The organism is Bradyrhizobium ingae (assembly GCF_055791185.1).
Map to the genome: position 1 here is coordinate 154697 of NZ_JBVUBB010000008.1, position 26149 is coordinate 180845.

The 26149-nt window shown below is 63.0% G+C and carries 28 protein-coding genes and 1 pseudogene; 20 read left to right on the top strand and 9 right to left on the bottom strand.

All coding sequences use genetic code 11. The features are described 5' to 3' along the window. Window positions 1-20 precede the first annotated feature (20 nt). Complete coding sequence (locus tag ACV1FX_RS15015) at window positions 21-434, top strand: VOC family protein (protein WP_473118332.1); 414 nt, start codon at window positions 21-23, stop codon at window positions 432-434. Between the two features lie 206 nt (window positions 435-640). Here ACV1FX_RS15015 and ACV1FX_RS15020 read toward each other — a convergent pair whose 3' ends face one another. Next, the gene (locus ACV1FX_RS15020) at window positions 641-1078 is read right to left on the bottom strand and encodes a hypothetical protein (protein WP_473118333.1); all 438 of its coding nucleotides are present in this window, start codon (window positions 1076-1078) and stop codon (window positions 641-643) included. Between the two features lie 107 nt (window positions 1079-1185). Next, window positions 1186-1974 carry an SDR family NAD(P)-dependent oxidoreductase gene (locus tag ACV1FX_RS15025; protein WP_473118334.1) on the bottom strand — a complete coding sequence of 263 codons (789 nt, stop codon included), beginning with the start codon at window positions 1972-1974 and terminating at the stop codon, window positions 1186-1188. Between the two features lie 152 nt (window positions 1975-2126). Here ACV1FX_RS15025 and ACV1FX_RS15030 point away from each other — a divergent pair, with 152 nt between their 5' ends. Beyond that, a complete protein-coding gene (locus tag ACV1FX_RS15030; RefSeq protein WP_473118454.1) occupies window positions 2127-2447 on the top strand; it encodes a cupin domain-containing protein in 321 nt (106 codons plus the stop codon). Here the strand turns inward: ACV1FX_RS15030 and ACV1FX_RS15035 are convergent. Beyond that, window positions 2444-3333: pseudogene (locus tag ACV1FX_RS15035) on the bottom strand (methyl-accepting chemotaxis protein); the annotation flags it as partial. The gene ACV1FX_RS15030 and the pseudogene ACV1FX_RS15035 sit on opposite strands and share 4 nt — an antisense overlap. A 750-nt stretch (window positions 3334-4083) precedes the next feature. Between ACV1FX_RS15035 and ACV1FX_RS15040 the strand changes: the two are divergent. The 6 genes from ACV1FX_RS15040 to ACV1FX_RS15065 all read left to right on the top strand — a co-directional run bounded on the left by ACV1FX_RS15040 (window position 4084) and on the right by ACV1FX_RS15065 (window position 7836). Next, window positions 4084-4497 (top strand): YciI family protein, encoded by a 414-nt coding sequence (locus ACV1FX_RS15040; protein ID WP_473118335.1) that lies wholly within the window; start codon window positions 4084-4086, stop codon window positions 4495-4497. A 125-nt stretch (window positions 4498-4622) separates the two neighbouring features. Beyond that, window positions 4623-5030 (top strand): YciI family protein, encoded by a 408-nt coding sequence (locus ACV1FX_RS15045; RefSeq protein WP_473118336.1) that lies wholly within the window; start codon window positions 4623-4625, stop codon window positions 5028-5030. 73 nt (window positions 5031-5103) lie between these two features. Beyond that, window positions 5104-5466, top strand: a complete 363-nt coding sequence (locus ACV1FX_RS15050) for a hypothetical protein (protein WP_473118337.1) — start codon at window positions 5104-5106, stop codon at window positions 5464-5466. 83 nt (window positions 5467-5549) lie between these two features. Continuing rightward, a complete protein-coding gene (locus tag ACV1FX_RS15055) occupies window positions 5550-6293 on the top strand; it encodes a TetR/AcrR family transcriptional regulator (protein WP_473118338.1) in 744 nt (247 codons plus the stop codon). Window positions 6294-6414: 121 nt separating this feature from the next. Next, entirely contained in the window at window positions 6415-6900 is a 486-nt protein-coding gene (locus ACV1FX_RS15060; RefSeq protein ID WP_449376900.1) for a DUF2852 domain-containing protein, read from the top strand. A 171-nt stretch (window positions 6901-7071) separates the two neighbouring features. Beyond that, window positions 7072-7836, top strand: coding sequence for a serine acetyltransferase domain-containing protein (locus tag ACV1FX_RS15065; RefSeq protein WP_473118339.1), 765 nt, complete (start codon window positions 7072-7074; stop codon window positions 7834-7836). Window positions 7837-8094: 258 nt separating this feature from the next. Here ACV1FX_RS15065 and ACV1FX_RS15070 read toward each other — a convergent pair whose 3' ends face one another. Further along, window positions 8095-8325 carry a hypothetical protein gene (locus ACV1FX_RS15070; protein WP_473118340.1) on the bottom strand — a complete coding sequence of 77 codons (231 nt, stop codon included), beginning with the start codon at window positions 8323-8325 and terminating at the stop codon, window positions 8095-8097. Between ACV1FX_RS15070 and ACV1FX_RS15075 the strand changes: the two genes are divergently transcribed. The 5 genes from ACV1FX_RS15075 to ACV1FX_RS15095 are packed head-to-tail and all read left to right on the top strand — an operon-like array spanning window position 8312 to window position 12517. Beyond that, window positions 8312-9094, top strand: coding sequence for an ABC transporter substrate-binding protein (locus ACV1FX_RS15075; protein WP_473118341.1), 783 nt, complete (start codon window positions 8312-8314; stop codon window positions 9092-9094). The genes ACV1FX_RS15070 and ACV1FX_RS15075 overlap by 14 nt on opposite strands. A gap of 28 nt (window positions 9095-9122) precedes the next feature. Continuing rightward, window positions 9123-9938, top strand: a complete 816-nt coding sequence (locus ACV1FX_RS15080) for an amino acid ABC transporter ATP-binding protein (protein ID WP_473118342.1) — start codon at window positions 9123-9125, stop codon at window positions 9936-9938. Further along, window positions 9935-10606: an amino acid ABC transporter permease gene (locus ACV1FX_RS15085; protein WP_473118343.1), complete on the top strand. Its 672-nt coding sequence runs from the start codon at window positions 9935-9937 to the stop codon at window positions 10604-10606. Before ACV1FX_RS15080 ends, ACV1FX_RS15085 begins: the two co-directional genes overlap by 4 nt. After that, window positions 10603-11292 carry an amino acid ABC transporter permease gene (locus ACV1FX_RS15090; protein ID WP_449376896.1) on the top strand — a complete coding sequence of 230 codons (690 nt, stop codon included), beginning with the start codon at window positions 10603-10605 and terminating at the stop codon, window positions 11290-11292. The genes ACV1FX_RS15085 and ACV1FX_RS15090 overlap by 4 nt, the downstream gene beginning before the upstream one ends. Then, the gene (locus tag ACV1FX_RS15095) at window positions 11279-12517 is read left to right on the top strand and encodes an NAD(P)/FAD-dependent oxidoreductase (RefSeq protein ID WP_473118344.1); all 1239 of its coding nucleotides are present in this window, start codon (window positions 11279-11281) and stop codon (window positions 12515-12517) included. Before ACV1FX_RS15090 ends, ACV1FX_RS15095 begins: the two co-directional genes overlap by 14 nt. 100 nt (window positions 12518-12617) lie before the next feature. Here the strand turns inward: ACV1FX_RS15095 and cnbZ are convergent, their stop codons facing one another. Then, window positions 12618-13382, bottom strand: coding sequence for a 2-amino-5-chloromuconate deaminase CnbZ (cnbZ, locus tag ACV1FX_RS15100; protein WP_473118345.1), 765 nt, complete (start codon window positions 13380-13382; stop codon window positions 12618-12620). Window positions 13383-13452: 70 nt separating this feature from the next. Then, the gene (locus tag ACV1FX_RS15105; protein ID WP_473118346.1) at window positions 13453-14757 is read right to left on the bottom strand and encodes an amino acid deaminase; all 1305 of its coding nucleotides are present in this window, start codon (window positions 14755-14757) and stop codon (window positions 13453-13455) included. Window positions 14758-15025: 268 nt separating this feature from the next. Between ACV1FX_RS15105 and ACV1FX_RS15110 the strand changes: the two genes are divergently transcribed. After that, window positions 15026-15577 (top strand): TetR/AcrR family transcriptional regulator, encoded by a 552-nt coding sequence (locus ACV1FX_RS15110; RefSeq protein ID WP_473118347.1) that lies wholly within the window; start codon window positions 15026-15028, stop codon window positions 15575-15577. A gap of 34 nt (window positions 15578-15611) precedes the next feature. On the opposite strand, the gene ACV1FX_RS15115 is transcribed toward ACV1FX_RS15110, so the two are convergent. Then, window positions 15612-16121, bottom strand: coding sequence for a winged helix-turn-helix transcriptional regulator (locus ACV1FX_RS15115; RefSeq protein WP_473118348.1), 510 nt, complete (start codon window positions 16119-16121; stop codon window positions 15612-15614). Window positions 16122-16332: 211 nt separating this feature from the next. Between ACV1FX_RS15115 and ACV1FX_RS15120 the strand changes: the two genes are divergently transcribed. Beyond that, window positions 16333-17043: an SDR family NAD(P)-dependent oxidoreductase gene (locus ACV1FX_RS15120; protein WP_473118349.1), complete on the top strand. Its 711-nt coding sequence runs from the start codon at window positions 16333-16335 to the stop codon at window positions 17041-17043. 23 nt (window positions 17044-17066) lie between these two features. Here ACV1FX_RS15120 and ACV1FX_RS15125 read toward each other — a convergent pair whose 3' ends face one another. Continuing rightward, window positions 17067-17354 carry a hypothetical protein gene (locus tag ACV1FX_RS15125; protein WP_473118350.1) on the bottom strand — a complete coding sequence of 96 codons (288 nt, stop codon included), beginning with the start codon at window positions 17352-17354 and terminating at the stop codon, window positions 17067-17069. A 301-nt stretch (window positions 17355-17655) separates the two neighbouring features. Continuing rightward, window positions 17656-19392 carry a gamma-glutamyltransferase gene (ggt, locus tag ACV1FX_RS15130; protein ID WP_473118351.1) on the bottom strand — a complete coding sequence of 579 codons (1737 nt, stop codon included), beginning with the start codon at window positions 19390-19392 and terminating at the stop codon, window positions 17656-17658. Between the two features lie 567 nt (window positions 19393-19959). On the opposite strand from ggt, the gene tolQ reads away from it, so the two are divergent. The 5 genes from tolQ (at window position 19960) to ACV1FX_RS15155 (ending at window position 26085) form a co-directional block, all read left to right on the top strand. Then, on the top strand, window positions 19960-20676 hold the full coding sequence (gene tolQ / locus ACV1FX_RS15135; protein WP_473118352.1) for a protein TolQ: 717 nt from the start codon (window positions 19960-19962) through the stop codon (window positions 20674-20676). 37 nt (window positions 20677-20713) lie between these two features. Next, window positions 20714-21181 carry a biopolymer transporter ExbD gene (locus ACV1FX_RS15140; protein ID WP_254099914.1) on the top strand — a complete coding sequence of 156 codons (468 nt, stop codon included), beginning with the start codon at window positions 20714-20716 and terminating at the stop codon, window positions 21179-21181. Beyond that, window positions 21178-22125 (top strand): protein TolA, encoded by a 948-nt coding sequence (locus tag ACV1FX_RS15145; protein ID WP_473118353.1) that lies wholly within the window; start codon window positions 21178-21180, stop codon window positions 22123-22125. The genes ACV1FX_RS15140 and ACV1FX_RS15145 overlap by 4 nt, the downstream gene beginning before the upstream one ends. 21 nt (window positions 22126-22146) lie before the next feature. Continuing rightward, complete coding sequence (tolB, locus tag ACV1FX_RS15150) at window positions 22147-23505, top strand: Tol-Pal system beta propeller repeat protein TolB (RefSeq protein ID WP_473118354.1); 1359 nt, start codon at window positions 22147-22149, stop codon at window positions 23503-23505. A 249-nt stretch (window positions 23506-23754) separates the two neighbouring features. Next, window positions 23755-26085 (top strand): putative bifunctional diguanylate cyclase/phosphodiesterase, encoded by a 2331-nt coding sequence (locus tag ACV1FX_RS15155; RefSeq protein ID WP_473118355.1) that lies wholly within the window; start codon window positions 23755-23757, stop codon window positions 26083-26085. Window positions 26086-26149: the final 64 nt, after the last annotated feature.

A 26149-nucleotide genomic window follows, 5' to 3' on the forward strand; every position in this document is an offset into this window, starting at 1 on the left:
CTTACGTCAAGGAGAGAACCATGCTCAATCCATACCTGTTCTACCAGGACAAATGCGAAGCCGCGTTCAACTATTATGCGCGCGTGCTCGGTGGAAAGGTCGAGGCGATGTTGCGTGCCTCCGACGCCCCGCCTGAGATGCCGGCGGCACCCGGCCGCGAAAAGACCATCATGCATGCGCGCATATCGTTTCCCGATGGCAGCGTCCTGATGGCCTCCGACGCTCCGCCGGAGCATTCGCAGAAGCCGCAGGGCTTCTCGATCTCGCTGACGATCACTGACGTGGCCGATGCCGAACGCAAGTTCAACGCACTCGCCGATGGCGGCACCGTCACGATGCCCTTCAGCAAGACCTTCTGGGCCAAGGGCTTTGGCATGTGCGTCGACCAGTTCGGCATCCCCTGGATGGTGAACTGCCCGGCGGAAGGGATGTAAGGGGACGGTCGCCTCACGAACGCTGCAATCCGGGAGAAGGTGGCGCGAAGCGCCGGATGAGGGGTTGTATCGGCGATTGGATTTTGAGAAGTTCACGCGCGGAGCCAGACCCCTCACCCAAGCGAGATCGTGTCTGCCAACTGAGCTGCCCTCTCCCGCAAGGGGAGAGGGCACACCTATTGTCGCCGGTTGCTCAACAGCAATTGCTACCGGCACCTTGGATAGATGGCGGCGAGATCGCGGCCCCTCAGCAGTAACAGCCGCGACGTCAGTCCGCCGCGACTTCGGATCCAGTCGCGCACCGGCGCCGGATAGGCCTGAAGTACCGCCTGGGAGGCTTCCGGCTCGGCATAGAAGCGGCCGCGCTGGTCGACCGAGCGGGCGGCGTGGAAGCCGAGCACCGCGCGTTTGGTGACGCAGATGCGCTCGCCGGGCACCAGACTCAGCACCAGCGTGCAGGCGGAGAGGCAGGGCCCGTCGATCACCACGCGCTCGCCGGACTCGCGCACCCGCTCGAACAGTTCGAGGAATGGCCCGACCTGTCCGCCCGGAGACTGGATGATGCGGATTTCGGCGGACGCGGATGCAGAGGCGAGCAGCGCAGTCGCAACCGTTACGGCCCTGACGAATGCAACGCATCGCATAGCACTCTCCACACACGTAATTTCGCAGGGTGGGCGAAGGCGCGCCAGCGCCGTGCCCACCAATGCAGCCGCGACCCGCTTTGCCCACCCGACAGAGCTACAAAGACCTACCCATTCCTCCGCTGTCCGCGCAGTGTCGGCAGGCCGATCCCCGCTGCATCGAAGCCGCCATCAACGGCCAAAATTTGGCCGGTGATGTAGCTCGATCGATCGGAACAAAGGAAAAAGATCGCCTCCGCGAGTTCCTCTTCCAGACCATAGCGGTTGAGCGGGATGGCATCGTGATAGTCGGCGCGGATTTCCGGCGTGTGCACCTCTTTGGCCATTGCGGTGTCGACCGGTCCGGGCGCAACGGCGTTGACGCGGATGTTGAGCGCCGCGAGTTCGACCGCGAGTTGCTTGGTCAGATGCGCCAGCCCTGCCTTGCTGGTTCCGTAGGCAGAACGCAGCGTCGAGGCACGCACCGCCGAGATCGAGGTGATGTTGACGATAGCGCCGCCGCCGGCCTCGCGCATCAGCGGCACTGCGGCCTTGGTGCTGATGAAGGGTCCGGTGAGGTTGACCTCGAGCACGCGGCTCCAATCCTTGTCCGACGTCTCCATCAGCGGCGCGAACACCGCAATCCCGGCATTGTTGACGAGCGCATCGAGCCGGCCGAAGCGCTGTTCGACCGCCTTCATCGCGACTGCGACCGCGGCGCTATCGGAGATGTCGCAAGTCAGTGCCAACGTCGCGTCGCGCCGGTCGATCGCGGCGACGGCGTGTGCCAACAACTCGCCCTCGATGTCGAGCAGCGCCACGCGCCAGTCCTCTGCGAGGAATTTCCTGGCCGTCGCAAGGCCGATGCCGCGCGCGGCTCCGGTGACGAGAGCAACCTTTTGCGGGCTTGAGGTCATCTGCTAATCTGTCCTGTATCCGGAACGCCGGCCACAAAGGCGGACGGCCTTCGCGTCTTTTACTGCGCTTTCGCCCTCGCAAGAAAGGCTTCCGCATGGAGTCCTCCGATCCATCGGCTCTGGAAGAGTGGCGGCCGGGCGTCAAGACTCGCATGCTGGCCTCGGCCCGCACCGGCGCCACGGCGTTGTGCATTTTCGAGCAGTGGGTCGCCCCCGGCGCCGGCGCGCCGACGCACAGTCACCTCGTCGAGGAGGTGCTGACGGTGCGTGAGGGCGAAGCCGAGATCTGGCTCGAGGAGACGCGCGCAAAGGTCACCGCCGGCCAGTCGGTGCTGGTGCCCGCCGGTCGCAAGCACGGCTTCCGCAATGTGGGAACTGTGACGCTGCACGTCCACGCCGTGCTGGCGTCAGCAATCTTCGAAATGTTGCCGGAAGGCGCGAGCGAGATGACGCGGCGGTGGCTGCCGGACTAGGAGAGCTCCGCTGAGGCGCGCTGCATGTTCCCGGACATTCGGCGGTCACGATGCTCTGCTCCTCGACCGCGGCGGCGGTGGAGGCGATGAACTCGTTCAGGCCCGCGATGGCGGCCTTGATCGCGCCGAGGGAACTTGCGACGTCGCCCGAAATGCTGTTCAGCGCGTCGATCTCCGAGGAGATCGTGTCGGTCGCCTGCTTGGCCTGGTTGGCGAGGCTCTTCACCTCCGAGGCCACCACGGCGAAACCGCGCCCGGCTTCGCCGGCGCGTGCGGACTCGATCGTGGCATTGAGCGCGAGGAGATTGATCTGGCCGGTGATGCCCGAGATCAGTTCGACGATGCCGCGCATCGCCTGCGCCGCCGCATTGAGCTTCTGTGCCTGGCCGTCGGCGATCTCGACCCGGCTCGTCGCCGCCTTCGAGCTCTGGCGTGATTTTGCCATGGTCTCGGAGATCTCCCGGATCGAGGCGCTCATCTCCTCGCTGCCCGCCGCAACCGCCTCGATCAGTCCGCGCGCGTTGTCGGCCTTCTTGCGGCCGATCGCCTGCGCGGTGATGTCGGTTGCGTATTTCACGACCTTGTAGGGCTTGCCGTTGAGGTCGAAGATCGGGTTGTAGGAGGCCTGGATCCAGATCTCGCGGCCGCCTTTGGCGAAGCGCTTGTATTGTGCGGCCTGGAATTCACCGCGATTGAGCCGCGCCCAGAAGTCGCGATAGGCCGCGCTCTCTCGTTCGGCCGGATCGACAAACAAGCGATGATGCTTGCCGCTGATCTCGTCGAGCGAATAGCCCATCGCTTTCAGGAAATTGTCGTTGGCGGTGACGATCGTGCCGTCGAGACTGAACTCGATCACCGCCTGCGAGCGATCGAGCGCCGCCGCCTGTGCGAGCGCATGCTGAATCCTGGCCTTGCCTGAAAAGCTGAACAAATCCGTGCCTCCGGGGAAAATGGTTTGGGCGTTGGAACGCGGGAGGATCGAATGAATGCAACTGTCACAAAGAGTTGCACGTGATTCTTTATCGACTATGAACCCTGCGAAGCGAGCCGGTTGTCCTGCTACTCCCGGATCGCAATGACTATGTGTCTGCGTCTGCGTTCATTATCGATTTATATGCATGCCAGCAGTCATTACTCGCGACGTGGGTGCTTCCGTACATCTACGGAAAAGCCAAGATTTTCTGTATCGGATTTCGGCAGGTGCGTCCGTGTCACGATGTCGCGCCTGCGCCACGCGAATGACGCCGATACGGAATGCGCGCTCTTCAATGAGACCGGACGTTGCTCCGGTTGTTTCGCGGAGGTGGTGTAATGATGCCGGCCGATCGCGTAAGCCTGATCAAGGATCTCTTGGCTCCCTCTCTTGCCAATGCCCGCGCCAGCGTCGCGGACGCTCGCCGACAACTTCCGCTTCGCCAGCTCCCTTCGACGACAATCTCGATAAGCAGACTTACTTCGCGCGCTGCTGGGATGATTCCGGCTGGATCGCGTGTCTTTCTGCCGCCAGCAGGGATAGCCTCGCGACCCCTTACCTCCGAAATAATTTTCACCGGCATGTCGGGACCGCAAGATGCGGTTCGTCCTATCCAAGAGCGCGGGTAAATTCGGCCCAAACACGAAAAACGGAGCATCGACAATGCGTTTCATGGTGATCGTAAAGGCCAACCGGGATACAGAGGCCGGCAAGATGCCGACCACCGAGATGCTGGCCGCCATGGGCAAGTTCAACGAGGAGATGGCGAAAGCCGGCGTGATCGAGGCGGGCGAAGGGTTGCATCCGAGCGTCAAGGGTGCACGCGTCCGTTACGGCGGCGAGGCGAGGGTCACCCGCGGCCCGTTCGATCTCTCTTCCGACCTCGTCTCCGGCTTCTGGCTGATCAAGACCGCTTCGCTGGATGAGGCGATTTCCTGGATGAAGCGTGCTCCGTTCGCGCCCGGCGCCGAGATCGAGATCCGCCAGGTGTTCTCGGCGGAGGATTTTGGCGAGGCCCTCACCCCCGAGCTGCGCGAGCAGGAAGAGCGGACGCGCGCGACGGCCGCGAAGAAATAGCCCGACCTGCCGTCATTCCGGGGCGTGCGTCGGGGCTGAACCCGAAATCCAGAAATTGTGGTGCGAGATTCCGGGTTCAGCCCCGCGGGCTGCCCCGGAGTGACGAAAAACAACAAGGAACTCTCATGCGATTCATGATGCTGATGATCCCGCTCGGTTACGAGACCGCGCCGAAGGACGTTCAACTCGATCCGGAGCGCGTCGCCGCGATGATGCGCTACAACGAGGCGCTCAGGGACGCCGGCGTTTTGATCACGCTCGACGGCTTGCATCCGCCCTCGACTGGCGCACGCGTTTCGTTCGCGACCGGCAAGCCGGTCGTGACCGACGGTCCCTTCGCCGAGTCAAAGGAAGTCTTGGGCGGCTACTGGATGATCGAGGTTGATTCGCGCGAGGAGGCGATCGGCTGGGCCAAGAAGTGTCCGGCCTCGCCGAACGAGATCATCGAAATCCGCCAGGTGCAGGAAATGGCCGACTTCTCGCCTGAGGTGCAGGAGGCGGCCGCCGGCTTCGACGGCCTGAAGAAAAAATAGCCACGATGGCCGCGGCCGATGTCGCGGCTTCGTCACTCCATCAATCAGTCCACCATCAAAGGAGAAACGACCGATGAGCAACGACACCTATCTCGCCGTCTTCCTCGGCAGCAAGGAGAGCGCGAAGATGGCTGCCTGGAATGCGCTGCCGGAAGCCGAACGCAAGGCGAAGGAGAAGGAGGGCATGGCGGCTTGGCACGCCTGGGTCCAGAAGCACCAGGACGCGATCCAGGCCATGGGCGGCCCGCTCGGCAAGACCAAGAAGGTCGACACCAAAGGCGTTGCCGACATCGCCAACGAGATGGGCGCCTTTACGGTGGTCAAGGCCGCCTCGCACGAGGCTGCGGCGAAAATGTTCGAGAACCATCCGCATTTTGCGATCTTCCCGGGCGAGCGGGTCGAGATCATGCCGGTGCTGCCGATTCCCGGCGGCTAGCTCCCATTCCGGGGAAGTACGGGTTAATCAATCCCCGCCCGCGCTAGTGACCTTCGCGCACAGCTCATGTAAAAGTCATTCACATGAGCTGGCGCAAGGACGAGCAGCGCCGCGCCGAGCGCGGCTATCATCACGGCAATCTGAAGGAGGCGTTGCTCCAGGCAGCGCTGGGGCTGATCGCCGAGAAGGGCGCGGCCGGCTTCACCTTTGCCGATGCCGCGAGGATGGCAGGCGTCAGCCCGGCCGCTCCCTACCGGCATTTTCGCGACCGCGACGAACTGCTCTCCTCGATCGCGCAGCGCGGCTTCGAGCAGTTCGAGGCGCGCCTGACCGCGGCCTGGGACGATGGCCGCCCGGACACTCTCACGGCGTTCGAGCGCGTCGGCAAAGCCTATCTCGCCTTCGCGCGCGAAGAGCCCGCTTTCTATTCCGCGATGTTCGAATCCGGCCTGCCGGTCGACGCCAATCCGGCGCTGATGGCGGCAGGCGAGCGCGCTTTCGGTGTCATTCGTGCGGCCGCCGAACGCCTCGCGGCGTTGACGCCGCCGGGCACGCCGCGGCCGCCGGCGATGATGATGGCGCTGCACATCTGGTCGATGTCGCACGGCGTGGCCTCGCTGTTCTCCCGCGGAGATGCCGCGCGCCGCAAGCTGCCGATGTCGCCGGACGAGCTGCTCGAAGCCGAAGTGCTGATCTATCTGCGCGGCCTCGGCTTCCCGATCGACCGTCGTCCCGCGACGAAAGGCGCCGAGCCGCCGCCGGTGCCACCGGAGGCATCCTCCGGTTCGACCAGCCCGCCCAATGGTCCCTGGGGCAAGCTGAAATAAAATTGCGCAAATAAATCGGCCGGCCTGTCCGGCGGCTGGCTTGACAAAACCACGGGATCGGCTACCTATGTAAATGTTATTTACATTCACAACGGCGTGACAGCCGTGATGGAGATGGGAAATGGCCTACACCGCTGATGTCAATCGATGGCGCGGCCCCTCGGAAGACCCCTACTACCGCCCCCACATGCTCGATACGCCCTGGCACCCCGGCTGGATTGCCGTGACCGTCCTGGGCTTCATCATCTGGTGGCCGATCGGGCTTGCCCTTCTCTTTTTCACACTCGGGAGCAGAAGAATGTCGTGCTGGAGCGGCCACGATCGCTGGCAGAACAAGATGGAGAAGATGCAGTACAAGATGGACCGCATGCGCGACCGCATGGAGCGCCGCGGCTTCGGCTTTGGCTTCGGCCCGCCGTCCTCCGGCAACCGCGCGTTCGACGAGTACCGCACCGAGACCCTTCAGCGGCTCGAGGAAGAGCAGCGCGAGTTCAAGGATTTCCTGACGCGGCTTCGTCACGCCAAGGACAAGGAAGAGTTCGACCAGTTCATGGCGCAGCACAAGACCCGTCCGACGCCGCCGAACGAGCCGCCGCCGCAGGGTTGATCCGATCCGCAAAGCCTTCAGGCGCACGCCCCCAAAAATCCTGATGGCCCCGAACCGCCCGCCTGCGAGCCCCGCAGGCGGGCGGTTTGGCTTTGCTAGCCTGGTGCCACACCGCCGCGGACATCCTATATTCAGTGGGCGAAACTAGGCGGCGAAGGACCGGGGTCGGCGATGGCGGAGGCTGCAAGCATATCGAGCGCCAGTCTCTGGCAGGCGATCCGCGGCGAGGCAGAACGCGCGGCCGCAGCCGATCCCGTCTTCGGCACGGTCTTGGCGGCAACTGTCCTCGCACATGACGATTTCGCCGCCGCTCTGTCAGATCTGATCGGCCGCCGGCTTGGCGGCAGCAACACCACTGTGCGTGCGCGCTTCACCGCGTTCGCCAACGACGCTTTCCGTCAGCAGCCCGACCTGATTGAGACGGCAACTCTCGACTTGCGCGCCATCGCGATCCGGGACCCTGCCATCGCGGGCCTGCTGTCGCCACTGCTGCATTTCAAGGGCTATGTCGCGCTCGAGGCATGGCGCGTCTCGAGCTGGCTCTGGAGCCGCGGCCATATCGATGCGGCGCTGCTCTTTCAGAACGAAGCATCCAACGCCTTGCAGGTCACCATCCATCCTGCGGCGCATATTGGCTCGTCGGTATATCTCGACCACGCCAGCGGCATCGTGATCGGTGCTAACGCCGTGATCGGCGACGCCGTGACGATTCTCCAGAATGTCAGCATTGGCCGGAATGGCGAACTGCCGACCCGCTCGCCTCGGATCGGAAACGGTGTCTTCATCGGCGCCAGCGCGACCATTCTTGGCGACATTCGCATCGGCGACTTCGCCAAGATCGGCGCCGCGTCGGTTGTGATCTCCGACGTGCCGGACGGCTGCACCGCTGTCGGCAATCCCGCGCGGTTGACCAACTGTCCGGAAGAAGTCGCCTGATCGTCGCCGCGATCGGCCCTGCCGCGCGAGGCCACTCAGCGACGCGGCCTCGCGGGCTGTGAGCCCGAGACGCGCAGTGTCATTCAAGCGAGCACGATGGAATCCGCACAGCCTGAGGGAGAGGCCGCGTGAAATGCGCTCATGCGATCGTCTTGCAACACGCCTCGAAAGCAGTTACTGTACCAGACGTACGGTATAAAAATGGGTGCCGGGCACGCGGTCGCTTCGATCGATGCGGTCGCTTGCCGCGTGGAACAATCAGGAGGAGCTCATGTCTTTCGACCAATCTTCTTCGCGCCAGAGCAAATCTTCTTCGCGCCAGAGAATGGCTTTTCTTTCCCGTCGAGACGTCTTGTCGGGAGCGATTGGGGGAACGGCTGCCCTGGTCATGGCACGCAGCTCCAGGGCAGGTTCGCAGGGGTTCAAGACGGTGGCGCCGGGGGCACTGACGGTCGCGATGAACGGGGACATGCCGATGACCAGCATCAAGGAGGGGCAGATCCTTGGCGCCGATGGCGAGATGATCACGGCAATCGCGACGAGGATGGGTCTCAAGGCGGTGCCAGCCTTGATGGACTGGTCAGCGACGATCGAGTCGATCCGGGGAGGCCGCGCCGACGTCATGCTTGGCAATATGGGGTGGACGAAAGCGCGCTCGCAGGTGCTGCTTCTGACCGACGCGATCTACTACACCGGCAAGTACACCTTGACGCGAAAGGACATGAAGGTCGGCCCGCGCCTGGTCGTCGACGACATGAAGGGCCGCAGCATCGGCACGGTCAGCGGATTCACGATCGTCCCCGAACTGAAGAGAATTCCCGGAACGAGCGAGCTCAAGCTCTACGATACGACCGATGCGTGCGTGCGTGACGTGCAGGCCGGGCGTCTCGATTTCGCGTTTCTGGACGCGCCAACGGTCGCCTACATGATCCAGCAGAATCCCAACTGGAGCCTCAAGCTGGTGCCGACCGATTCGTTGCCGGACTTCGATGTGCTGGGCCAGAAGCAGACCACCGTCATCGGCATGAACGTCGAAAACTTCGATCTCTTCGACGCCGTGAACGCCGGTGTCCGCTGGCTCTGGCGATCCGGCACTAATGGCAAGCTGCTGAAGAAATACGGCATGGAGGCCGACGACTACCTCGCAGCTCTTTCCAACGAAAGCAATCCGCGTCTCGGCGTCGACCGCGACGAGAGCGGCAATGTCATCGGAAAGTGGGCGCACCAGCCAAAGGACTACTCGGCTTTGTTCGGCTGAACGATCCGAGGCGAGCAGGGCAGGCGGCATGAATCACGTTGCAGCGAACTCATCGCTTGTGAAGGTGTCGGGCCTTTGCAAGACCTTCGGAAATTACAGGGCGCTCGACCATGTCAGCCTGAACGTCGCAGGCGGCGAACGGGTGGCAATCATCGGCTCGAGCGGCTCCGGCAAGACCACGCTTCTCAGATGCATCGCGCATCTTGAGAAGCCGAATGCCGGTGAAGTCATCGTCGCCGGCAGATACATCGGCGACAGGTTCGTCGATGGCCAGCGGATTTCGATGTCCGACCGCGAGATCGCTGACATTCGAACCGGCATCGGCATGGTCTTCCAGCGGTTCAATCTCTTCCCGCATCTGACGGCGCTCGAAAATATCATGCTCGGGCCGCTCAAGGTCCTGAGGCGCCCGCGCGACGAGGTCGAACCCGAAGCGCGCGACCTTCTCGAAAAGGTGGGCCTCCCGCAAAAGGCGAACGCCTATCCCGACCACTTGTCGGGTGGACAACAGCAGAGAATAGCAATCGCGCGTTCGCTGGCGATGAAGCCGAAATTGATGCTGTTCGACGAGGCGACGTCTGCGCTGGACCCAGAGCTCGTCGGTGAGGTGCTGGATGTCATGCAGCAGCTTGCCAATGAGGGCATGACGATGCTGATCGTCACGCACGAAATGTCGTTCGCCGAGGAGGTTGCCGACCGCATCATCGTGATGGATCACGGAGCCGTCGTCGACGAAGGAGCGCCGCGGGATCTTCTGAGCAAGCCGGCTCATCCGCGGACGATGGCACTGCTGCGCCCACAACGTGACCGACGTAGCGCATCCCCAACGGGGCTCGCGTCGTGAACGAGTGGTCGCGTGCACTGCCGTTGCTGCCTGAATTCACGGCGGTTCTGCTCTCGGGGGCGATAACCACGGTCAGGATCACGATTGGCGCCTTCATCGTCGCGGTCCTGATCGGGCTCGTCCTTGGGCTGCTTCAGACCTTTCCCTCACGCCTCGCCCGACTGGGCATCAGGATCTACGTCGAGATATTCCGCGGCGTCCCGATCCTCACCCAGCTGTTCGTGTTGTATTTCGGCCTGGCGCAGGTCGGTGTGAAACTGGATCCGATCCCAGTGGCGGTACTCGGCTTCGGCTTGAACGGCGGCGCCTATCTGACGGAAGTTTTCCGCGCGGGCCTGCAGTCGGTTCATGCGGGTCAGCTCGAGGCGGCTTTCATGATCGGCATGACGCGCCCAAAGGCGCTTCGTTACGTGATCTTGCCGCAGGCGATGCGGGTGGTCCTGCCGCCGCTGGCGAATTTCGCCGTGGGTCTGCTCAAGGAGACCTCGCTCGCATCGGCCGTTGCCGCGCCCGAACTCAGTTTCTACGCCCGCAACCTCGTTACGAAGAGCTATCTCAGCGGACCGATCTACATCCTGGTCGCGGTCATCTACATCGCGATGAGCTTTCCGCTGTCGCGGCTCGCCCAGTGGCTCGAAAACCGGCTCCGCCGCGGGAGGCTGACATGATCGGCTTCTTTTCGCTGTTTCTGGAATGGCTGCCCCAGCTCCTGCGCGGCGCCGTCTGGACGCTGCGACTCATGTCGCTGGCCTTCATCCTCGCCGCTGTGCTCGCCTTGCCGCTGGCGCTAGCCCGGTTGTCCTCGCGGGCCTGGCTGCGGGCGATTGCATATGGCTACGTCGAGATCGTCCGCGGCATGCCGTCGTTGACGCTGCTGTTTGTCATCTATTTCGGACTGCCCTCGATCGGAATCACGCTCAATTCGTTCAATGCGGCCGTGCTCGGCCTTGGCTTGAACGGTGCTGCCTACGTTGCCGAAGTCTATCGGTCCGGCATCCAGGCGATCGACAAGGGGCAGCGCGAGGCCGCGCAGATGCTGGGCATGCGCAACATTCAGGTCCTTCGCTACGTCGTGTTGCCGCAGGCTCTTCGCATCGTCCTACCGCCGATGGGCAACTACGGTATCGCGCTGCTCAAGGATACATCGGTTGCGTCACTGATTGCGGCACCGGAGATGATGCTGCAGGCACGGGATCTCACCAGCGAATACTTCATGCCGCTGCAGATCTATATCGCGGTCGGTCTCATGTACCTGATCATGGCGTTGCCGCTGTCCTATCTCGCCAAGTTGATGGAAGCACGCCTGAGCCCGCAATCATCGGAAGAAAGGAAGGCCGGTTATGGACAAGTTTGATGCAATCGTCATTGGTTCGGGCGCGCTGGGCTCGAGCACTGCTTTCCATCTCGCCAAGGCAGGACGCCATGTTGCGGTGCTGGATCAGGCCGAGATCGCCTCGCAGACCTCGGCGCGCGCCGCCGGGCTGAGCGGTCAGGTCCGCTCGACCGAGGTCATGACCAGGCTTGCGGTTCGTGCAGTCGAGAAGATCGAGCGCCTGGCCGAGGATACGGGCGAGCCGATCGAATTCTACCAGCCCGGCAGCATGTCGGTTGCACGTCGACCGGAACATCTCAAGCTGTTGGCGGAGCGGGTCGCCGCTGCGAAGAAGCTCGGGCTCGAAGTCGACATGATTACGGCCGAGGAGGCGTGTGAACGCAACCCGTTTCTGCAGAACAAGGGCATCGTTGGTTCGACGCTGATGCGGCGGGACGTCTTCCTGGAGCCGGTGCAGGTCCCGCGCGCCTACGCGAAGGGCGCGGTGCGGCTGGGGGCTACGATGCTGCCTCACACGAAGGTCTCCGAGTTGGTTGTCGAACACGGCGCGGTCACGCGGGTCGTCACTGATCGCGGTGAATTCTCCGCGCCCGTCGTTGTCGATGCCGCCGGCGGATGGTTTCGTTTCGTCGCCTCCCTGGCCGGCGCCAAGGTCCCAGCCGTTGCCATGCGCCACCAGTTGATGATCACCAATCCGCTGCCTGGCGTGAGCAATCAGCAGCCGATCACCCGCATCATCGATGCCAATGTGTATGTGCGGCCGGATCGCGGCGGGCTGATGTTCGGAGGATACGAGAGCGATCCCACACCGGTCGATCTCTCCAAACTGCCGGGCTCGTTCCGGATCGAAAATCTCGAGCTTGATCTGGCCGTGCTGAAGCGACTTGCGGCTCTCGTCAAGGATCAGTTTCCCATCTTCCAGACGGAGCTTTCGCTGCGTGAGCACCGTGGGGGATTGCCGACGATGACCATGGACGGCCACCACATCATCGGACAGGCGCCCGGCGTCAGGAATCTTTATGTGATCGGCGGCTGCAACGTCGGGGGGTTGTCGACCGCGCCGGCTTTGAGTGAGCAACTGGTGGAGCTCATCGTCAACGGTCGTACGACCGACGATCTGTCCCTCATGAGTCCGGCGCGGTTCGCGGAGGACCTGTCCGAGGCGGAACTACAGGAGAAGTGCCGGGATCGTTACGTGCACTACTATATGTATGCTTCGCCGACGAGTGCGCGGCCTGCCGCCTGATCGTCAACTTCAATCGCGACGCGCGGCGGTGGTTCGCCGCGCATCTGTGGATGTTTTGAGATGCCGCGGAGCGGCGGGCAGTCTCGGCTCCGGCTGAATCTTATGCCGACAGAACGATCTCGCGCGTGAGACCGCGGCAGTCCATTTCAAAGTCGATCTTCTGAACGGGCGGCCGGCAGGGATACCAGGTCAAGCCGCTGCGAGCGGCGCCGCGCGCCGTGATCTCATCCAGAAAGAAGGGGTGCAGATCGAAAACGGTATAGACCTGGACGGCGGTGGTATCAGCCCAGCCAAACCCGAAGGCCGCCAGTCGCTTCTCCATCTCGCCGAGGGTCTGCCGTGCCTTTGCGCGCAATCCGGCGGGGGAGGTGTCTCCAAAGGCGACGATCCGATCCTGTGGTATCGCGGCGCTTCGTGTCTCGGCGCCGCCCGAGATCAGGAATGTCGGAGCCGCAGAAGTGTCCGGAACGGTGTAGGTGAAGGCGTAGAATCCGGACTCGGTCGGCGGATCGAGCTCGGGACATACATTGCTTCGTGCAACCGGATTATCCTCGCCCTTCATGATGCCCCACTCTCGCAACACCTGGGCATAGCCCAGATTGAACTCGCGAAAGCCGTCCGCCGTGAAAGGCAGCGTCGAGCGCAATTCACATGCGGCAAATGCGGTGAGCGGCCGTTCAAGCGAGCCGAGATGCGCCTTGATCCGCGCGAAGCCTTCGGCCATCGGCACCAGCCGGTTGAAACGCGCACGCTCGAGCCGGAAGCCTGGTAGGGCCGCGACGCCGGACGAGTATTGAAACTCGAAGGGAATGTAGGAGTAGCCGCCGGAGGCAGTGGGTTTGGTTGCGGGGTGAGAGGCCGACATGGTCGCGTGTCCTTTCGAACGTGGGAGGAGAAGAAGCACAGTGTCAGCGCCGGCGACGCCGGGTCGGTGACTAGAAATAGGTCCTGATGGCCGAGATGCAGTTGTACGCTTCGTCGACCATCTGCATGACGCGCCACTTGTCGAAGGTCAGGCAGGGATGAGAAATGCCGAACGCAACCATGTCGCCGACCGCCAGAGGAGAGTCAGGCGGGATGGCGAAATGGCAGTGCTGGTCATTCAGATGGGTCACGCGGTGGCCGGATGGGATCGCGGCCGGGCTCGTCATCGTGCCGCCCGGACGGAACCATTTCAGCGCCAGCGGCGGATCGTCATAGGACGCGTCGCGCTTGCCGAAGCCGAGGATCGCCTTTTCGGGCTCGGGCCGCGACTGGACATAGGCCCAGATCTCCAGCGCCGGTCGCAGTCCGCCGCCCATGGCGGCCAGTTCGGGATCCCGGAGATGCAGCGCCTCGAACGCGCGCCTGTACAGGATGTCGTCATGCGTGATGTAGCAGCCGCTCCGCAGCACCACCTTGGTCGGCTGGCCGATCTCGATAGATCGCAGCTTTGCCGCGACGAGATCATAGTAGATCGAGCCGCCGGCGCTCAGCAGCACCTCGCCTGGCGCAAACAGTCCCTCCTTTGCGCAAGCCCTGGCGAGGGTCGCCATCCGCTCAAGGAAACCGTCAACCAGGACAGTGCTCTCTGCCGGCGTGCCGCCGTGCATGAGACCCTCGAAGCCTTCAATCCCCGCCAAGGCAAGAACGGGTGAACCGGCCGCGATCGCGCGCGCAACCGCAAGCGCGGACTCGAGATCGCGGCAGCCGGTGCGGCCGCCGATATAGCCGATCTCGACCAGCAGACGCAGCGGCCGGCCGGCGTCGATGCGGCGCGCCGCATCAGCGAGGCGCTCAACATTAGCGATCGAATCGGCAAGGCAGCAGAATTCGAAGTCGGGGGCGCGCTTCAGCTCTTCCAGTACATAGTCGATATTGCGCCGACCGACGAGCTGGTTCGCCATCACGATGCGGGAATAGCCGAACCGGCGCGCCACCTGGAGCTGATGGACGGTTGCGACCGTAATGCCCCAGGCGCCCGCCGCGAGCTGCAGATCGAAGAGTGCCGGGCTCATCGTCGTCTTGCCGTGCGGCGCGATCGCCGCGCCGCTCTGCGCAATGAAGCGTTGCATCCAGCGGACGTTGTGCCACACGGCATCTTCCTTGAGCACGGCGACCGGCAGTGGCAAGTCTTCCTTCAGCAGGTTCCAGCCCTGCGTGCGCAAAGTATCGATCGGGATGACGCCGACGTGGCCGGGAATACCCTTTTCGGTATCGTCGAGCGGACGTTCGTCGTTGCGAGGAATGTGTCTGGTCATTCTTTTGCGTCTCGTCCCGCGCGTAATTATCGGCGCAAATACTATACCGTCTATACTGTATATAAACATTCCGATAAGCGCGACTGTCAAATGGTAAATCCAAGCAGGATCGGCATTCCCGGTATTCGCAATAAGAACCGTCCGTACGGTGCAGTAATTAATCTTGACAGCCAGGGATGCTTCTGAAAATAGTCGCCATATGAGCAAGAAGGCAGCCAAGTCGAAGTCGGCCACCGAGCGCGGCGTTGGCCGTCCAAGCGCGCGGCCGATGCTGCTCGATGCTGCCCTCGATCTGATTGCAGAGGAGGGCGTGGCCGCGTTGACCTACGAAGCGCTCGCGGCGCGTACCGGCGTCAGCAAAGGCGGTCTGCTCTATCACTTCCTCAGCAAGGAAGCCCTGATCGATGCGCTTGCCGAGCGACTCGTCGAGCGCTATGCCGAAGCTCGCCAGAGGACGACCGAGAGCTTGCCCGATACGCCATCGCGCGAGCTCAAGGGTTATGCGATCGCCTCGATGCACAACCGCTCAAAGGCGGACAAGGCGAGTGCGCGGCTGCGCATGTCTGGGCTATGGAATAACCGAGCCGGTAAGGCCTACTACGCGGAGCGTTTCCGCGAGATCAGCGCGGGCATCGACTTCGACCGCGCGGCGATCGTTCACCTCGCGGTGGAAGGGCTTTGGTACATGGAGCTGGCCGGCGTCTCGCCCTTCACGGATATGGAGCGCCGAAAGATCGTCATGAAGCTCCTGGGCTTGGCTGACGGCGGCGAACTGGGCAGCGGCGACGCTACCGTGCCCTCCCGGGCGCGTAAATCCTGACCCAAGAGGTGAGTCGCGCGGATTGGGCGTGCCGCTATTTCGCGCGGGCGGTCAATGCAACCTCGCGTGCTGCGAGCTCCTCGGCCATGCCTTCCGCCGCACCCGGGCCGGCGTGCACGTGGACCTCTTTCGCGATGATCGGCTCGCCGCATTCGGAGCAGACCAGCACCGGGTCGAACATCTTGCCGCAGCCTTTGTGCTCGTGAAGCAGGGGGCGTCCGCGCTCATCCACCATGTGCGTGTCGCCCCAATGCACGATCGCCATCACCACGGGATAGAGATCCAGTCCCTTCTGGGTCAGGATGTATTCGTAACGCGTCGGATTCTCCTGATAGGGCGAGCGCCTGAGCACGCCGAACCGGACGAGCTTCTTCAGGCGATCGGCGAGAACGTGCCGGGTGACCCCGAGCCGGGACTGAAACTCCTCGAACCGGCGCACGCGCAAGAAGCAGTCACGCAGGATCAAGAGGCTCCAGCGGTCGCCGATCACCGCCACCGTCCTGGCGACCGAGCATTGTTCCTGCTCAAGCGAATCCCATCGCATGCGTCCAATCCCGAAAAGGCTGAATTCCTAGTGCGTTCGTGCCTCGACGATACAAAATTCCAAAATGGAATGAAAGCGCCTGAGTAGGCCGCCGTGCCTCTACTCTCAGGTAGAAATTGCGATCAATAATATAGTTCTATTTTAGAACTAATTGCGATATGCTGGGCGAGTGACGATTGGGCTTGGACTTCAGGCTTTGCGGGAGGATGCGATGAAGACGGCGATCGTGATCGGTGTGGGGCCGGACCGCGGGCTCGGCGCCCAGCTCTGCAAGCGGTTTGCTGCGGACGGGCTTAAAGTGATCGTAGCGGGCCGGACGTCGTCCGCGCTCGAGGCTGTTGCGAACGGTATCGAAAAATCAGGAGGACAGGCCGTTCCCTTCGTCGCCGATGCTACCAAGGAGAGCGACATTGCGGCGCTGTTCGATGCCGCCGGCAGCGAACTCGATCTCGCGATCTATAATGCCGGCAACAATACGCCCGGCAAGATCATCGAGATGGACGCCGACTATTTCGAGAACGCCTGGCGTGTCGTCTGCTTCGGCGGCTTCCTGTTCGGCCGCGAGGCGGTGCGTCGCATGGCGCCGAAGCAGAGCGGCACGCTGCTCTTCACCGGTGCCAGCGCCTCGCTGCGCGGGCGCTCCGGCTTCGGCGCTTTCAACTCCGCCAAGGCCGGCTTGCGCACGCTCGCGCAAGCGATGGCCAAGGAATATGCGCCCGACGGCATCCACGTCGCTCATGTCGTGGTCGACGGCGCGATCGCCGGCGACAAGATCATGAATCGCTTTCCCGATGCTGCAAGCAGGCAGGACAGCCTGATCAGCATCGAAGGTATCGTTGATGCCTTCGCCTTCCTCTACCGCCAACCCGAACGTGCCTGGTCGTTCGAGCTCGACGTGCGGACGTCGAAGGAGAAATGGTAAGGCTTTGTCCCTTGCCACATCGATCAGGCGGCAGCCTTGTTCTTGATGGCTCCGATGATCGCGGTGAGGATCGCCCCGCCGGCGCCACCGGCAACGACCTGTGACACGACGCCGCCGACGCTCAAATTGCCAGACTCTGCTGCGGCCATGATCGACGGAAGCAGCAACGTAATGACCTGGCCGAGCACTCCGCCGCCGACCAGGCCCGAAATGGCGTTGCCGGCCATCCCGAGATCGAATGTCGGAGAAGACTTGCCCGCGCCAATTCCACCAAGCGCGCCTGAGACGAGGTTGATCAGAATCTGTTCCATGCGGATCTCCCGTACGAGGTCGTCGGGCAGTTCGCCAGCCACTGCAGTCGTCTGACGAGCGGCCCACTCCGGCATCGTCGGGCGGCTGACAGGCAAATACAATAGAGTGTGTTGCCGATCGGCCGGTAAAATAAACCCTCACGCGTGGCACAGGCTGCCTACGAGGTTTCGAGTTCGGCGCTGTCCGTCGAACGGCACTCTGGCAGGGCAAAGCGAACGCCATACCCACCTCGTCTGTTTACGCAGAAGGGGTGGGCACGGCGCTTCGCGCCTTTGCCCACCCCAGGCATCTCCAAGGCCCTCAATACCCGGCGGCCAGCCCCGTGTTGCGGCGGGGATCGTTGGCGCCATAGTAGCGGTTGTTGCCGACCTGCTCACCGTTCAGCGACGGCGCGCCGACGATGATGACCGCCAGATGGTTGGCCGGCTGCGGCGGCCCGAACTCGTGGCCCATGCCTTCCAGAATCTTGCGGGTGTCCGGTGACAGTGCATAGTTCTCGACGTTGGTGAGGTCCGGCAGCCATTGCTGGTGGATGCGCGGCATGTCGACGGCTTCCTGCGCGTTCATGTCGTAATCGATCGCGTTGATCATCGTCTGCAGGACAGCCGTGATGATGCGGCTGCCGCCGGGCGTGCCCACCACCATGACGGTCTTGCCGTCCTTGGTGACGATGGTCGGGCTCATCGAGGACAGCGGCCGCTTGCCGGGAGCGATGGCATTGGCCTCGCCCTGCACCAGGCCATAGAGGTTCGGCACGCCGACCTTCGCGGTGAAGTCGTCCATTTCATCGTTCAGCAGCACGCCGGTCTTGGCCGCCGTCACCTTGGCGCCGAACCAGTCGTTCAGCGTGTACGTCACCGATACCGCGTTGCCGTCCTTGTCGGCGATCGAATAATGCGTGGTGTTGCTGCCCTCGTGCGGCTCGACGCCCGGCTTGATATCCTTGGAGACGCCAGCCTTGTTCGGATCGATCACGGCGCGGATCTTGCCGGCGTAGTTCTTGTCGAGCAGGCGGTCGAGCGGGTTCTTCACGAAGTCGGGATCGCCGAGATAGCTGTTGCGATCCACGTAAGCATGGCGCATGGCCTCGATCTGGACGTGCACGGCCTGCGCGGAGTGATAGCCCAGCTCCCGCAGCGGGTAGCCTTCCAGTATATTCAGGATCTCGCAGATGATGACGCCGCCCGAGCTCGGTGGCGGTGCCGAGATGACGTGGTAGCCGCGATAGTCGCATTCGACCGGCGCAAGCTCGCGCGTCTTGTAGCCGTCGAGGTCGTCCTGCGTCAGCAGGCCTTTGCCTACCTGGCTCGATGCCACGATAGCGCTGCCGACCCAGCCCTTGTAGAAGCCGTCGGCGCCTTTGCTGCTGATCTCCCGCAGGGTCTTGGCGAGCTCAGACTGCACCAGCTTCTCACCGACCTGAAACGGCTGACCGTTGTTGAGGAAGATCGCGGCGGACGCGGGATCATCCTGAAAATCCGTGGTGGCGGTACCCAACAAATCGATATCGCCCTGCTCCAGCGCAAAGCCCTGCTCGGCGAACTGAATCGCTGGGGCGAGCAGGTCGGCGCGCTTCATCGTGCCGTATTTTTCGCGCGCATATTCCATGCCCGAGACGGATCCCGGCACGCCCACGGCCAGGTGTCCCTTGGTGGAGATGCCCTTGATGACGTTTCCGTCCTTGTCGAGATACATGTTGGCAGTCGCGCCCTTGGGCGCCGTCTCGCGGAAATCGAGGAAGGTCTTGCGGCCGTCGGCGAGCTCGATCGTCATGAAGCCGCCGCCACCGAGATTGCCGGCTGCCGGATAGACCACCGCCAACGCGTAGCCGACCGCGACTGCCGCATCGACGGCATTGCCGCCGCGCTTGAGCACGTCCACGCCCACCTGTGTCGCCAGATGCTGCGCCGACACCACCATGCCGTTCTCCGCGGCGACCGGTGCCACCGATGCCGCGCGCGCGGGGACAAACGTTGTGAGGCTGACCGATATAATCGCGGCGACGATCCACCGCGCACCTGTTCCTGGTTTCTGCACGGGACGCTCCTTGGGCTGGGCCGGTGATCCCGGCACGCATTGTTATTCGCGAGCGCAGCCAATGGGCTCGGCCCGCGAGCTGTGAGGTGGAGCATGGCGGCGTGGTGTAGCTATGGCGCCAACCAGCTTTCTTCGCCGGGGAGGGGGGTAGGCCCAGGTGCATCCATCGTCGGCCTGCCAGAAGCCGCCATGAACAGCGGCAGCCCCGTGCGGAACCGGCCTCGCTCCGGGCGCGAAACTCCCGACGGCAGTCGGCAGCCGCTACCCCGGCCAACCGCCTGCACGGCCTGCCATTTCGGCAGCCAAATGCGCCCGCGCTAACCCGGCATTAACTATCGTCGGCGTCTGGTAGGGTCGGCAAGTCGCGCCCAAAGGCTTAGTCGAGGCCCTTAGTTTTGACATCTTGGCAGGGAAAGCAGACGGCCGGCTTCGGACGGGCCGCTGCAATCCAAAAAGACAAGGCTTTGCGCAGGCTTGGCAGCTGCGCGCGACCCGCACGGCTAGGGGAACCGGCAGCCATTTTGCGCGCCGAGGACATGGAACGATCGCCTTGAGAGGATACTGCTTATGAATCCGGCCGACGTCGCTCAGTCAGCCCTGCCGGTTACTGCTTCCGCGGACGTGTCGCTGATCGCGCTGTTTTGGCAGGCTCACTGGATCGTGAAGGCGGTGATGCTCGGATTGCTGTCCTGCTCGGTCTGGGTCTGGGCGATCGCGATCGACAAGATCTTCCTCTACGCACGCACCCGCCGCTCGATGGACCGCTTCGAGCAGGCGTTCTGGTCCGGCGAGTCGATCGAGGAGCTTTACCGCACGCTATCCGCCAAGCCGACGCATTCGATGGCGGCCTGCTTCGTCGCGGCGATGCGCGAGTGGAAACGCTCCTTCGAGAGCCACGCGCGCTCGGTCGCCGGCCTTCAGATGCGCATCGAAAAGGTGATGAACGTGTCGATCGCGCGCGAGATCGAGCGGCTGGAGCGGCGCCTCCTGGTGCTCGCAACCGTCGGCTCCGCGGGTCCCTTCGTCGGCCTGTTCGGTACCGTCTGGGGCATCATGTCGAGCTTCCAGTCGATCGCGGCCTCGAAAAATACCTCTCTGGCGGTGGTGGCGCCCGGCATCGCGGAGGCGTTGTTTGCGACCGCAATCGGCCTTATCGCCGCCATTCCTGCCACTATTTTCTACAATAAGTTCACCTCCGAGGTGAATCGGCAGGCCCAGCGGCTCGAGGGCTTCGCGGATGAATTTTCAGCCATCCTGTCCCGTCAGATCGACGAGCGTGGGTGATGGACGCTACGGTGAAGAGGATCGTGGGCTTTAGATCATGGCGATGAACGTAGCCAGTTCGTCCGGTGGCGGCGGCCGCCGAAGCCGGCGCAAGTCCGTCATGGCCGAGATCAACGTCACGCCGATGGTCGACGTGATGCTGGTGCTGCTCATCATCTTCATGGTTGCAGCGCCGCTGATGACGTCGAATATCGACATCGACCTGCCGGTCGCCAACGGTGGCAAGTCGATCTCCTCGAATGCCCCGCCTTTGACGCTGTCGGTGAAGCGGACGACCGGCGGCTGCAACTCGAACGTGGAATTGTATCTCGGCGACAGCCCGATCTCGGCCGGCGATCTCCAGTCCAAGATCGAGGCGATCAAGGACACGCGGTCGGACGCCGACCGGGTCGTCTATCTCCGCGGCGACAAGGACGTCTGCTACACCGACATGATGAAGCTGCTGGGGCAGGTGCGCGCCGCCGGCTTCAAGGCCAATATCGTGATTATCCCGGAGCAGGGATGAAGGTCAAAGTCGACAAGACTGTTGTTGCGTCGATTGCCCTCCACGTCCTCGTGATCGGCTGGGGGCTGATCTCCTTTAGCTCGCGCGCGCTCGAAATTCCCGAAGAGTCCGTCATTCCCGTAGACATCTCGATGGATCAGCCCGCCAAGGCGACCGCCGGCATTCAGACTGCGGAGAAGGACAAGCAGAAGCCCAAGGTCGACAAGGTCGCTCCGGAAGTGACGCCGCCCGAGGAGTCCCAGGGCAAGATCACGACCAAGAAAGAGCTGATTCAGACCAACACGACACCGCCGCCGCCAAAGCCGGTGGAGAAACCTGTCGAGAAGAAGCCGGATCCGCCGAAGCCGGTTCAGGAAAGCAAGACCAAGGAAGAGAGCAAGCCGGCCGACAAGAAGCCCGAGGAGAAGGTCGATCCGATCGCCGAGGCCCTGAACAAGCCGGAGAAGGAGAAGAAGCCTCCGCCGCCGAAGCAGGAAGCTGCCAAGCCGCAGCCGCCGAAGCCGAAGGATCGTCCGTTCAATCCGATGGACATCATGGCCAAGCTCGAGGACAAGCGCGATCCGACGCGTCACGAGATGACCGGCGCGACGCCGAACGCGACCAGTGCGCTGGGAACGCAGAACGGCAAGGACACCGCGATCGTCGCGACCTGGAAGGGCGCATTCGTCGCCGCCGTCCGGCGTTGCTTCAGATTCCCCTACAACGGCCAGGACGCCGATCAGTTCGAGGTCGATATCGACATCCAGATGCGCCCGGACGGCACGGTTGCTTCCTCGCCCACGATTGTCGCCGTGCGCGGACCGTCGCGGTCAGTCGGCACGGCGATGGCAGAGAGCGCGAAGCGAGCGGTTGAAGAATGTCAGGCCTATGCATTCCTGCCCAAGGCGCAATACGACACCTGGAAATACATTCCGATGACGTTCGGCCTCAAAGATATGCTGTAAGCGTGAAAAGACATAACTCAGATGAATAAGATGCCATTGCTGACACGACGTGGATTCATTGCGGCAGCGGGATCGACCGCCACACTGCTGGCCGGCCGCTCTGCATTTGCGCAGGGGCGCCTCCAGGTGAACCCGACCGATTTCCAGCCGATTCCGATCGCGATCCCGAACTTCGTCGCGGGCTCGCCGTCGGACGGCGAGGTCGGCGCGGGCGTGACGCAGGTGATCACCAACAACCTCAAGCGCTCGGGCCTGTTCAACCCGATCGACCAGGCCGCCTATCTGGAGCGCATCAGCAACATCGACGTCGCGCCGCAATTCCAGAGCTGGAAGCAGATCAACGCCCAGGCGCTGGTTACAGGCCGCATGACGCGCCAGCCGGATGGCCGCCTCAAGGCCGAATTCCGCCTGTGGGACGTAGTCTCGGGCCAGCAGCTCACGGGCCAGCAATATTTCACCTCGCCGGAATATTGGCGCCGCATCGCCCACATCATCTCCGACCAGATCTATCAGCGCCTCACCGGCGAGACGGGTTATTTCGACAGCCGCGTCGTCTTCGTCGACGAGAGTGGGCCGAAGGAGCGCCGCGTCAAGAAGCTCGCGATCATGGACCAGGACGGCGCCAATGTGCGTTATCTGACGCGCGGCTCGGACCTCGTGCTGACGCCGCGCTTCTCGCCGAACTCGCAAGAGATCACCTACATGGAGTTCGGCCAGGGCGATCCGAAGGTCTATCTCTACAACATTGAAACCGGACAGCGCGAAATCGTCGGCAATTTCCCCGGCATGACCTTTGCGCCGCGGTTCTCGCCGGACGGCCAGCGCGTCATCATGAGCCTCCAGCAGGGCGGCAACTCCAACCTGTTCGTGATGGATCTGCGCTCGCGCTCGACCACGCGCCTCACGGACACGCCGGCGATCGATACTTCTCCTTCGTATTCACCTGATGGCACCCGCATCTGCTTCGAGTCCGATCGCGGCGGCAAGCCGCAGATCTATGTGATGCCTGCGGGCGGCGGCCAGGCGCAGCGCATCTCCTTTTCCAAGGACGACACCAGTGCCAGCTACTCAACGCCGGTGTGGTCGCCGCGCGGCGACTACATCGCATTCACGCGCCAGGGCGGCGGACAGTTTTCGATCGGCATCATCAAGCCCGATGGCAGTGGCGAGCGTCTTCTCACCTCGGGCTTCCACAATGAAGGCCCGACGTTCGCGCCGAACGGCCGCGTCGTGATGTTCTTCCGCGATCCCGGCGGCAATGGTGGGCCGTCGCTGTTCAGCGTCGACATCTCAGGTCGCAACGAGCAGAAGGTGCCGACACCGGGCTACGCATCCGACCCCGCCTGGTCGCCGCTGCTGTCCTCGACGTCGGGCCAATAAATCACCGACATCGCACGCATATTCATCGGCGCGAAGTTTTCGAAAAACAGCGCCGAGTTTTTCGCTTTCTTCGATGGCGGCAAGCTTTCCTTCACCTTGTGCCCGGCAAAGCTTGCCCAGTTGATTGATATTTCAGCAGAAATTCGTTCGCTGAAGGTTCGAAACAACGCGACTTTAACGATGTTCCCTCAGAAAGACTTCATCTCGGCTGGGTAAAAGTACGCTCCAAACAGGACGCGTAACAAGGCGATGCAGCTGGCCAACCAGAAGCAGAGTGATCGAGACGAGCTGGAGCCCATACTCTACGCCGCTCTCATCAACTCCATGGTGCAGAATTTCTGGGCGATCTTCATCGGCTCGGCCTGTACCGCCGTGGCCGCTGTCATGACGGCTCTGAAGACTGGCGACGTCCTGCTCTGGCCGATCGCGTTTCTGATCATTGCCATTGGCACTGCGCGCGCATTTCAGATGCGAGGGTACGAAGACCAGACGCTGGCTTTGACGTTCGAACAGGCCAAGCATCTGGAGCCGCGCTACTGGTTCGGCGCGCTCGTCTACGCAGGGGTGCTCGGCCTGTGGTGTTTCGTCGTCATCTACAACAACGACGATCCGGTTGCGAACATGCTCTGCGTCGCCGTCACAGTCGGCTACACGGCCGGCGGAGCGGCCCGGAACTACGGCCAGCCCAGGGTGATCCAATGGCACGTCATACTTGCCTGCGGTCCGATGTCGCTCGCCCTGGTGCTGCATGGCGGATTCTACTACGTTGGGCTCGCCGTGCTGCTCGTCCTGTTCTTCATCGGCTTGAAGAACATCAACCTCAGCCTGCATGCGATCTTCGTCAAGGCTCTGACCTCGAGTTTCCGCGAGTCCGCGCTGGCGAGTCAGTTCGATACTGCGCTGAACAACATGCCGCACGGACTGTGCATGTTCCGCGCCGACGGACGGCTTGCGGTGATGAACCATCGCTTCAGCGACTTGATGGTGCTGCCGGAGAATTTCGTCACCCACGGCGCCAGTGCCGCCGACGTCGTCGCGGCCTGCGTGGCCTCCGACTCGATCTCGGCGGAGAGCGGCGACATGATCCTCGGCGAGATCAAGGGCGCGCAGATGAAGGAGGTCGTCACCACCGATCCCGATCTGCAGCGCTGCCGCACGCTGTCATGGACGTTCCAGCCGATGGTCGGCGGCGGCACGGTGCTGCTGCTCGAGGACATCACCGAGCGCACCAATGCGGAAGCCAAGATCAGCCATCTGGCGCGCTATGACGAGCTCACGGCGCTACCGAACCGTGTCAGTTTCCGCGACGAGATCGAGCGGTTGCTCGCGATCTCGCACGATGCCGAGCGCCTCTCCGCGCTGCTGTTCGTCGATCTCGATCAGTTCAAGCAGGTCAACGACACGCTCGGCCATCCCTGCGGCGACCAGCTCCTGTGCGCGGTGGCGAACCGCCTGCGCGAGATGCTGCGCCCCGAAGATTTCGTCGCCCGCTTCGGCGGCGACGAGTTCGTCGTGTTCCAGCAGAACCTCAATTCGCCCGAGGACGCGGCGGCGCTTGCGCGCCGCATCGTCGAACGGCTCAGCGAGCGCTATCGCATCGACAATCATCTGGTCGAGATCGGCGCCAGCGTCGGCATCGCGCTGACCTCGCCCGAGGGCTCCAGCGCCGATACGCTTTTGAAGAACGCCGACATGGCGCTCTACCGCGCCAAGGCCGACGGCCGCGGCACCTTCTGCTTCTTCCGCGATGAGATGGCGGCGACCGTCGAGGCCCGCCGCATCCTCGAGCTCGATCTGCGCAAGGCGCTCGCCAATGAGGAGTTCGAGCTGTTCTTTCAGCCGCTGGTCAATCTGAAGACCGGCAAGATCACCACCTGCGAGGCGCTGCTGCGCTGGAACCATCCGGTGCGCGGCACGGTCTCGCCGGTCGACATCATCCCGGTTGCCGAGGACATGGGCCTGATCGTCGATCTGGGCCGCTGGATCCTGCGGCGGGCCTGCATGGAATGCATGAAGTGGCCCGAAGGCGTCAGCGTCGCCGTCAACTTCTCGCCGCAGCAATTCCATCAGCGCGACGTGCTCAGCGAAATCCGTTACGCGCTGGAGGTCTCGGGGCTTCCGGCGCATCGGCTCGAGATTGAGATCACCGAATCCTCGCTCTTGCGCAATACCCAGCTCACCCACGACATCCTGTCGCAGCTTCACGCGCTCGGCGTCAGCATCTCGCTGGATGATTTCGGCACCGGCTATTCGAGCCTCAGCTACCTGCATAATTTCCCGATGCAGAAGGTGAAGATCGACCGCTCCTTCCTCGAAGGCATCGACACCGACCGGCCGCTCACGCTGCTGCGCGGCGTGGCGCGGCTGTCGGCGGACCTCGGCATGGCGGTCGTGGTCGAAGGCATTGAGACCAACGAACAGCTCGAACTGATCAGCGCCGACGGCACCGTCACGGAAGCCCAGGGCTATCTGTTCAGTCGCCCGGTGCCTGCGGTGCGGATGCGTCAGCTCCTCAACGCCTCTCATGGCCGCCGCGGCGAAGACGGGCTCCAGGTTGTCGGATCGCGTTCCTTCGCGTAATCGTTTCTCGAAAATTCCAACCACGTCAGTATGTTGCTGGAGGCACCGTAGTCGTACGGGTTAA

Bases quoted from the DNA above. Each gene is read 5' to 3' on its own strand.
- ACV1FX_RS15015 (WP_473118332.1), top strand. From the start codon at position 21: ATGCTCAATCCATACCTGTTCTACCAGGACAAATGCGAAGCCGCGTTC.
- ACV1FX_RS15020 (WP_473118333.1), bottom strand. From the start codon at position 1,078: ATGCGATGCGTTGCATTCGTCAGGGCCGTAACGGTTGCGACTGCGCTG.
- ACV1FX_RS15025 (WP_473118334.1), bottom strand. From the start codon at position 1,974: ATGACCTCAAGCCCGCAAAAGGTTGCTCTCGTCACCGGAGCCGCGCGC.
- ACV1FX_RS15030 (WP_473118454.1), top strand. From the start codon at position 2,127: ATGCTGGCCTCGGCCCGCACCGGCGCCACGGCGTTGTGCATTTTCGAG.
- ACV1FX_RS15040 (WP_473118335.1), top strand. From the start codon at position 4,084: ATGCGTTTCATGGTGATCGTAAAGGCCAACCGGGATACAGAGGCCGGC.
- ACV1FX_RS15045 (WP_473118336.1), top strand. From the start codon at position 4,623: ATGCGATTCATGATGCTGATGATCCCGCTCGGTTACGAGACCGCGCCG.
- ACV1FX_RS15050 (WP_473118337.1), top strand. From the start codon at position 5,104: ATGAGCAACGACACCTATCTCGCCGTCTTCCTCGGCAGCAAGGAGAGC.
- ACV1FX_RS15055 (WP_473118338.1), top strand. From the start codon at position 5,550: ATGAGCTGGCGCAAGGACGAGCAGCGCCGCGCCGAGCGCGGCTATCAT.
- ACV1FX_RS15060 (WP_449376900.1), top strand. From the start codon at position 6,415: ATGGCCTACACCGCTGATGTCAATCGATGGCGCGGCCCCTCGGAAGAC.
- ACV1FX_RS15065 (WP_473118339.1), top strand. From the start codon at position 7,072: ATGGCGGAGGCTGCAAGCATATCGAGCGCCAGTCTCTGGCAGGCGATC.
- ACV1FX_RS15075 (WP_473118341.1), top strand. From the start codon at position 8,312: ATGACCAGCATCAAGGAGGGGCAGATCCTTGGCGCCGATGGCGAGATG.
- ACV1FX_RS15080 (WP_473118342.1), top strand. From the start codon at position 9,123: ATGAATCACGTTGCAGCGAACTCATCGCTTGTGAAGGTGTCGGGCCTT.
- ACV1FX_RS15090 (WP_449376896.1), top strand. From the start codon at position 10,603: ATGATCGGCTTCTTTTCGCTGTTTCTGGAATGGCTGCCCCAGCTCCTG.
- ACV1FX_RS15095 (WP_473118344.1), top strand. From the start codon at position 11,279: ATGGACAAGTTTGATGCAATCGTCATTGGTTCGGGCGCGCTGGGCTCG.
- cnbZ (WP_473118345.1), bottom strand. From the start codon at position 13,382: ATGTCGGCCTCTCACCCCGCAACCAAACCCACTGCCTCCGGCGGCTAC.
- ACV1FX_RS15105 (WP_473118346.1), bottom strand. From the start codon at position 14,757: ATGACCAGACACATTCCTCGCAACGACGAACGTCCGCTCGACGATACC.
- ACV1FX_RS15110 (WP_473118347.1), top strand. From the start codon at position 15,026: ATGCTGCTCGATGCTGCCCTCGATCTGATTGCAGAGGAGGGCGTGGCC.
- ACV1FX_RS15115 (WP_473118348.1), bottom strand. From the start codon at position 16,121: ATGCGATGGGATTCGCTTGAGCAGGAACAATGCTCGGTCGCCAGGACG.
- ACV1FX_RS15120 (WP_473118349.1), top strand. From the start codon at position 16,333: ATGAAGACGGCGATCGTGATCGGTGTGGGGCCGGACCGCGGGCTCGGC.
- ACV1FX_RS15125 (WP_473118350.1), bottom strand. From the start codon at position 17,354: ATGGAACAGATTCTGATCAACCTCGTCTCAGGCGCGCTTGGTGGAATT.
- tolQ (WP_473118352.1), top strand. From the start codon at position 19,960: ATGAATCCGGCCGACGTCGCTCAGTCAGCCCTGCCGGTTACTGCTTCC.
- ACV1FX_RS15140 (WP_254099914.1), top strand. From the start codon at position 20,714: ATGGCGATGAACGTAGCCAGTTCGTCCGGTGGCGGCGGCCGCCGAAGC.
- ACV1FX_RS15145 (WP_473118353.1), top strand. From the start codon at position 21,178: ATGAAGGTCAAAGTCGACAAGACTGTTGTTGCGTCGATTGCCCTCCAC.
- tolB (WP_473118354.1), top strand. From the start codon at position 22,147: ATGAATAAGATGCCATTGCTGACACGACGTGGATTCATTGCGGCAGCG.
- ACV1FX_RS15155 (WP_473118355.1), top strand. From the start codon at position 23,755: ATGCAGCTGGCCAACCAGAAGCAGAGTGATCGAGACGAGCTGGAGCCC.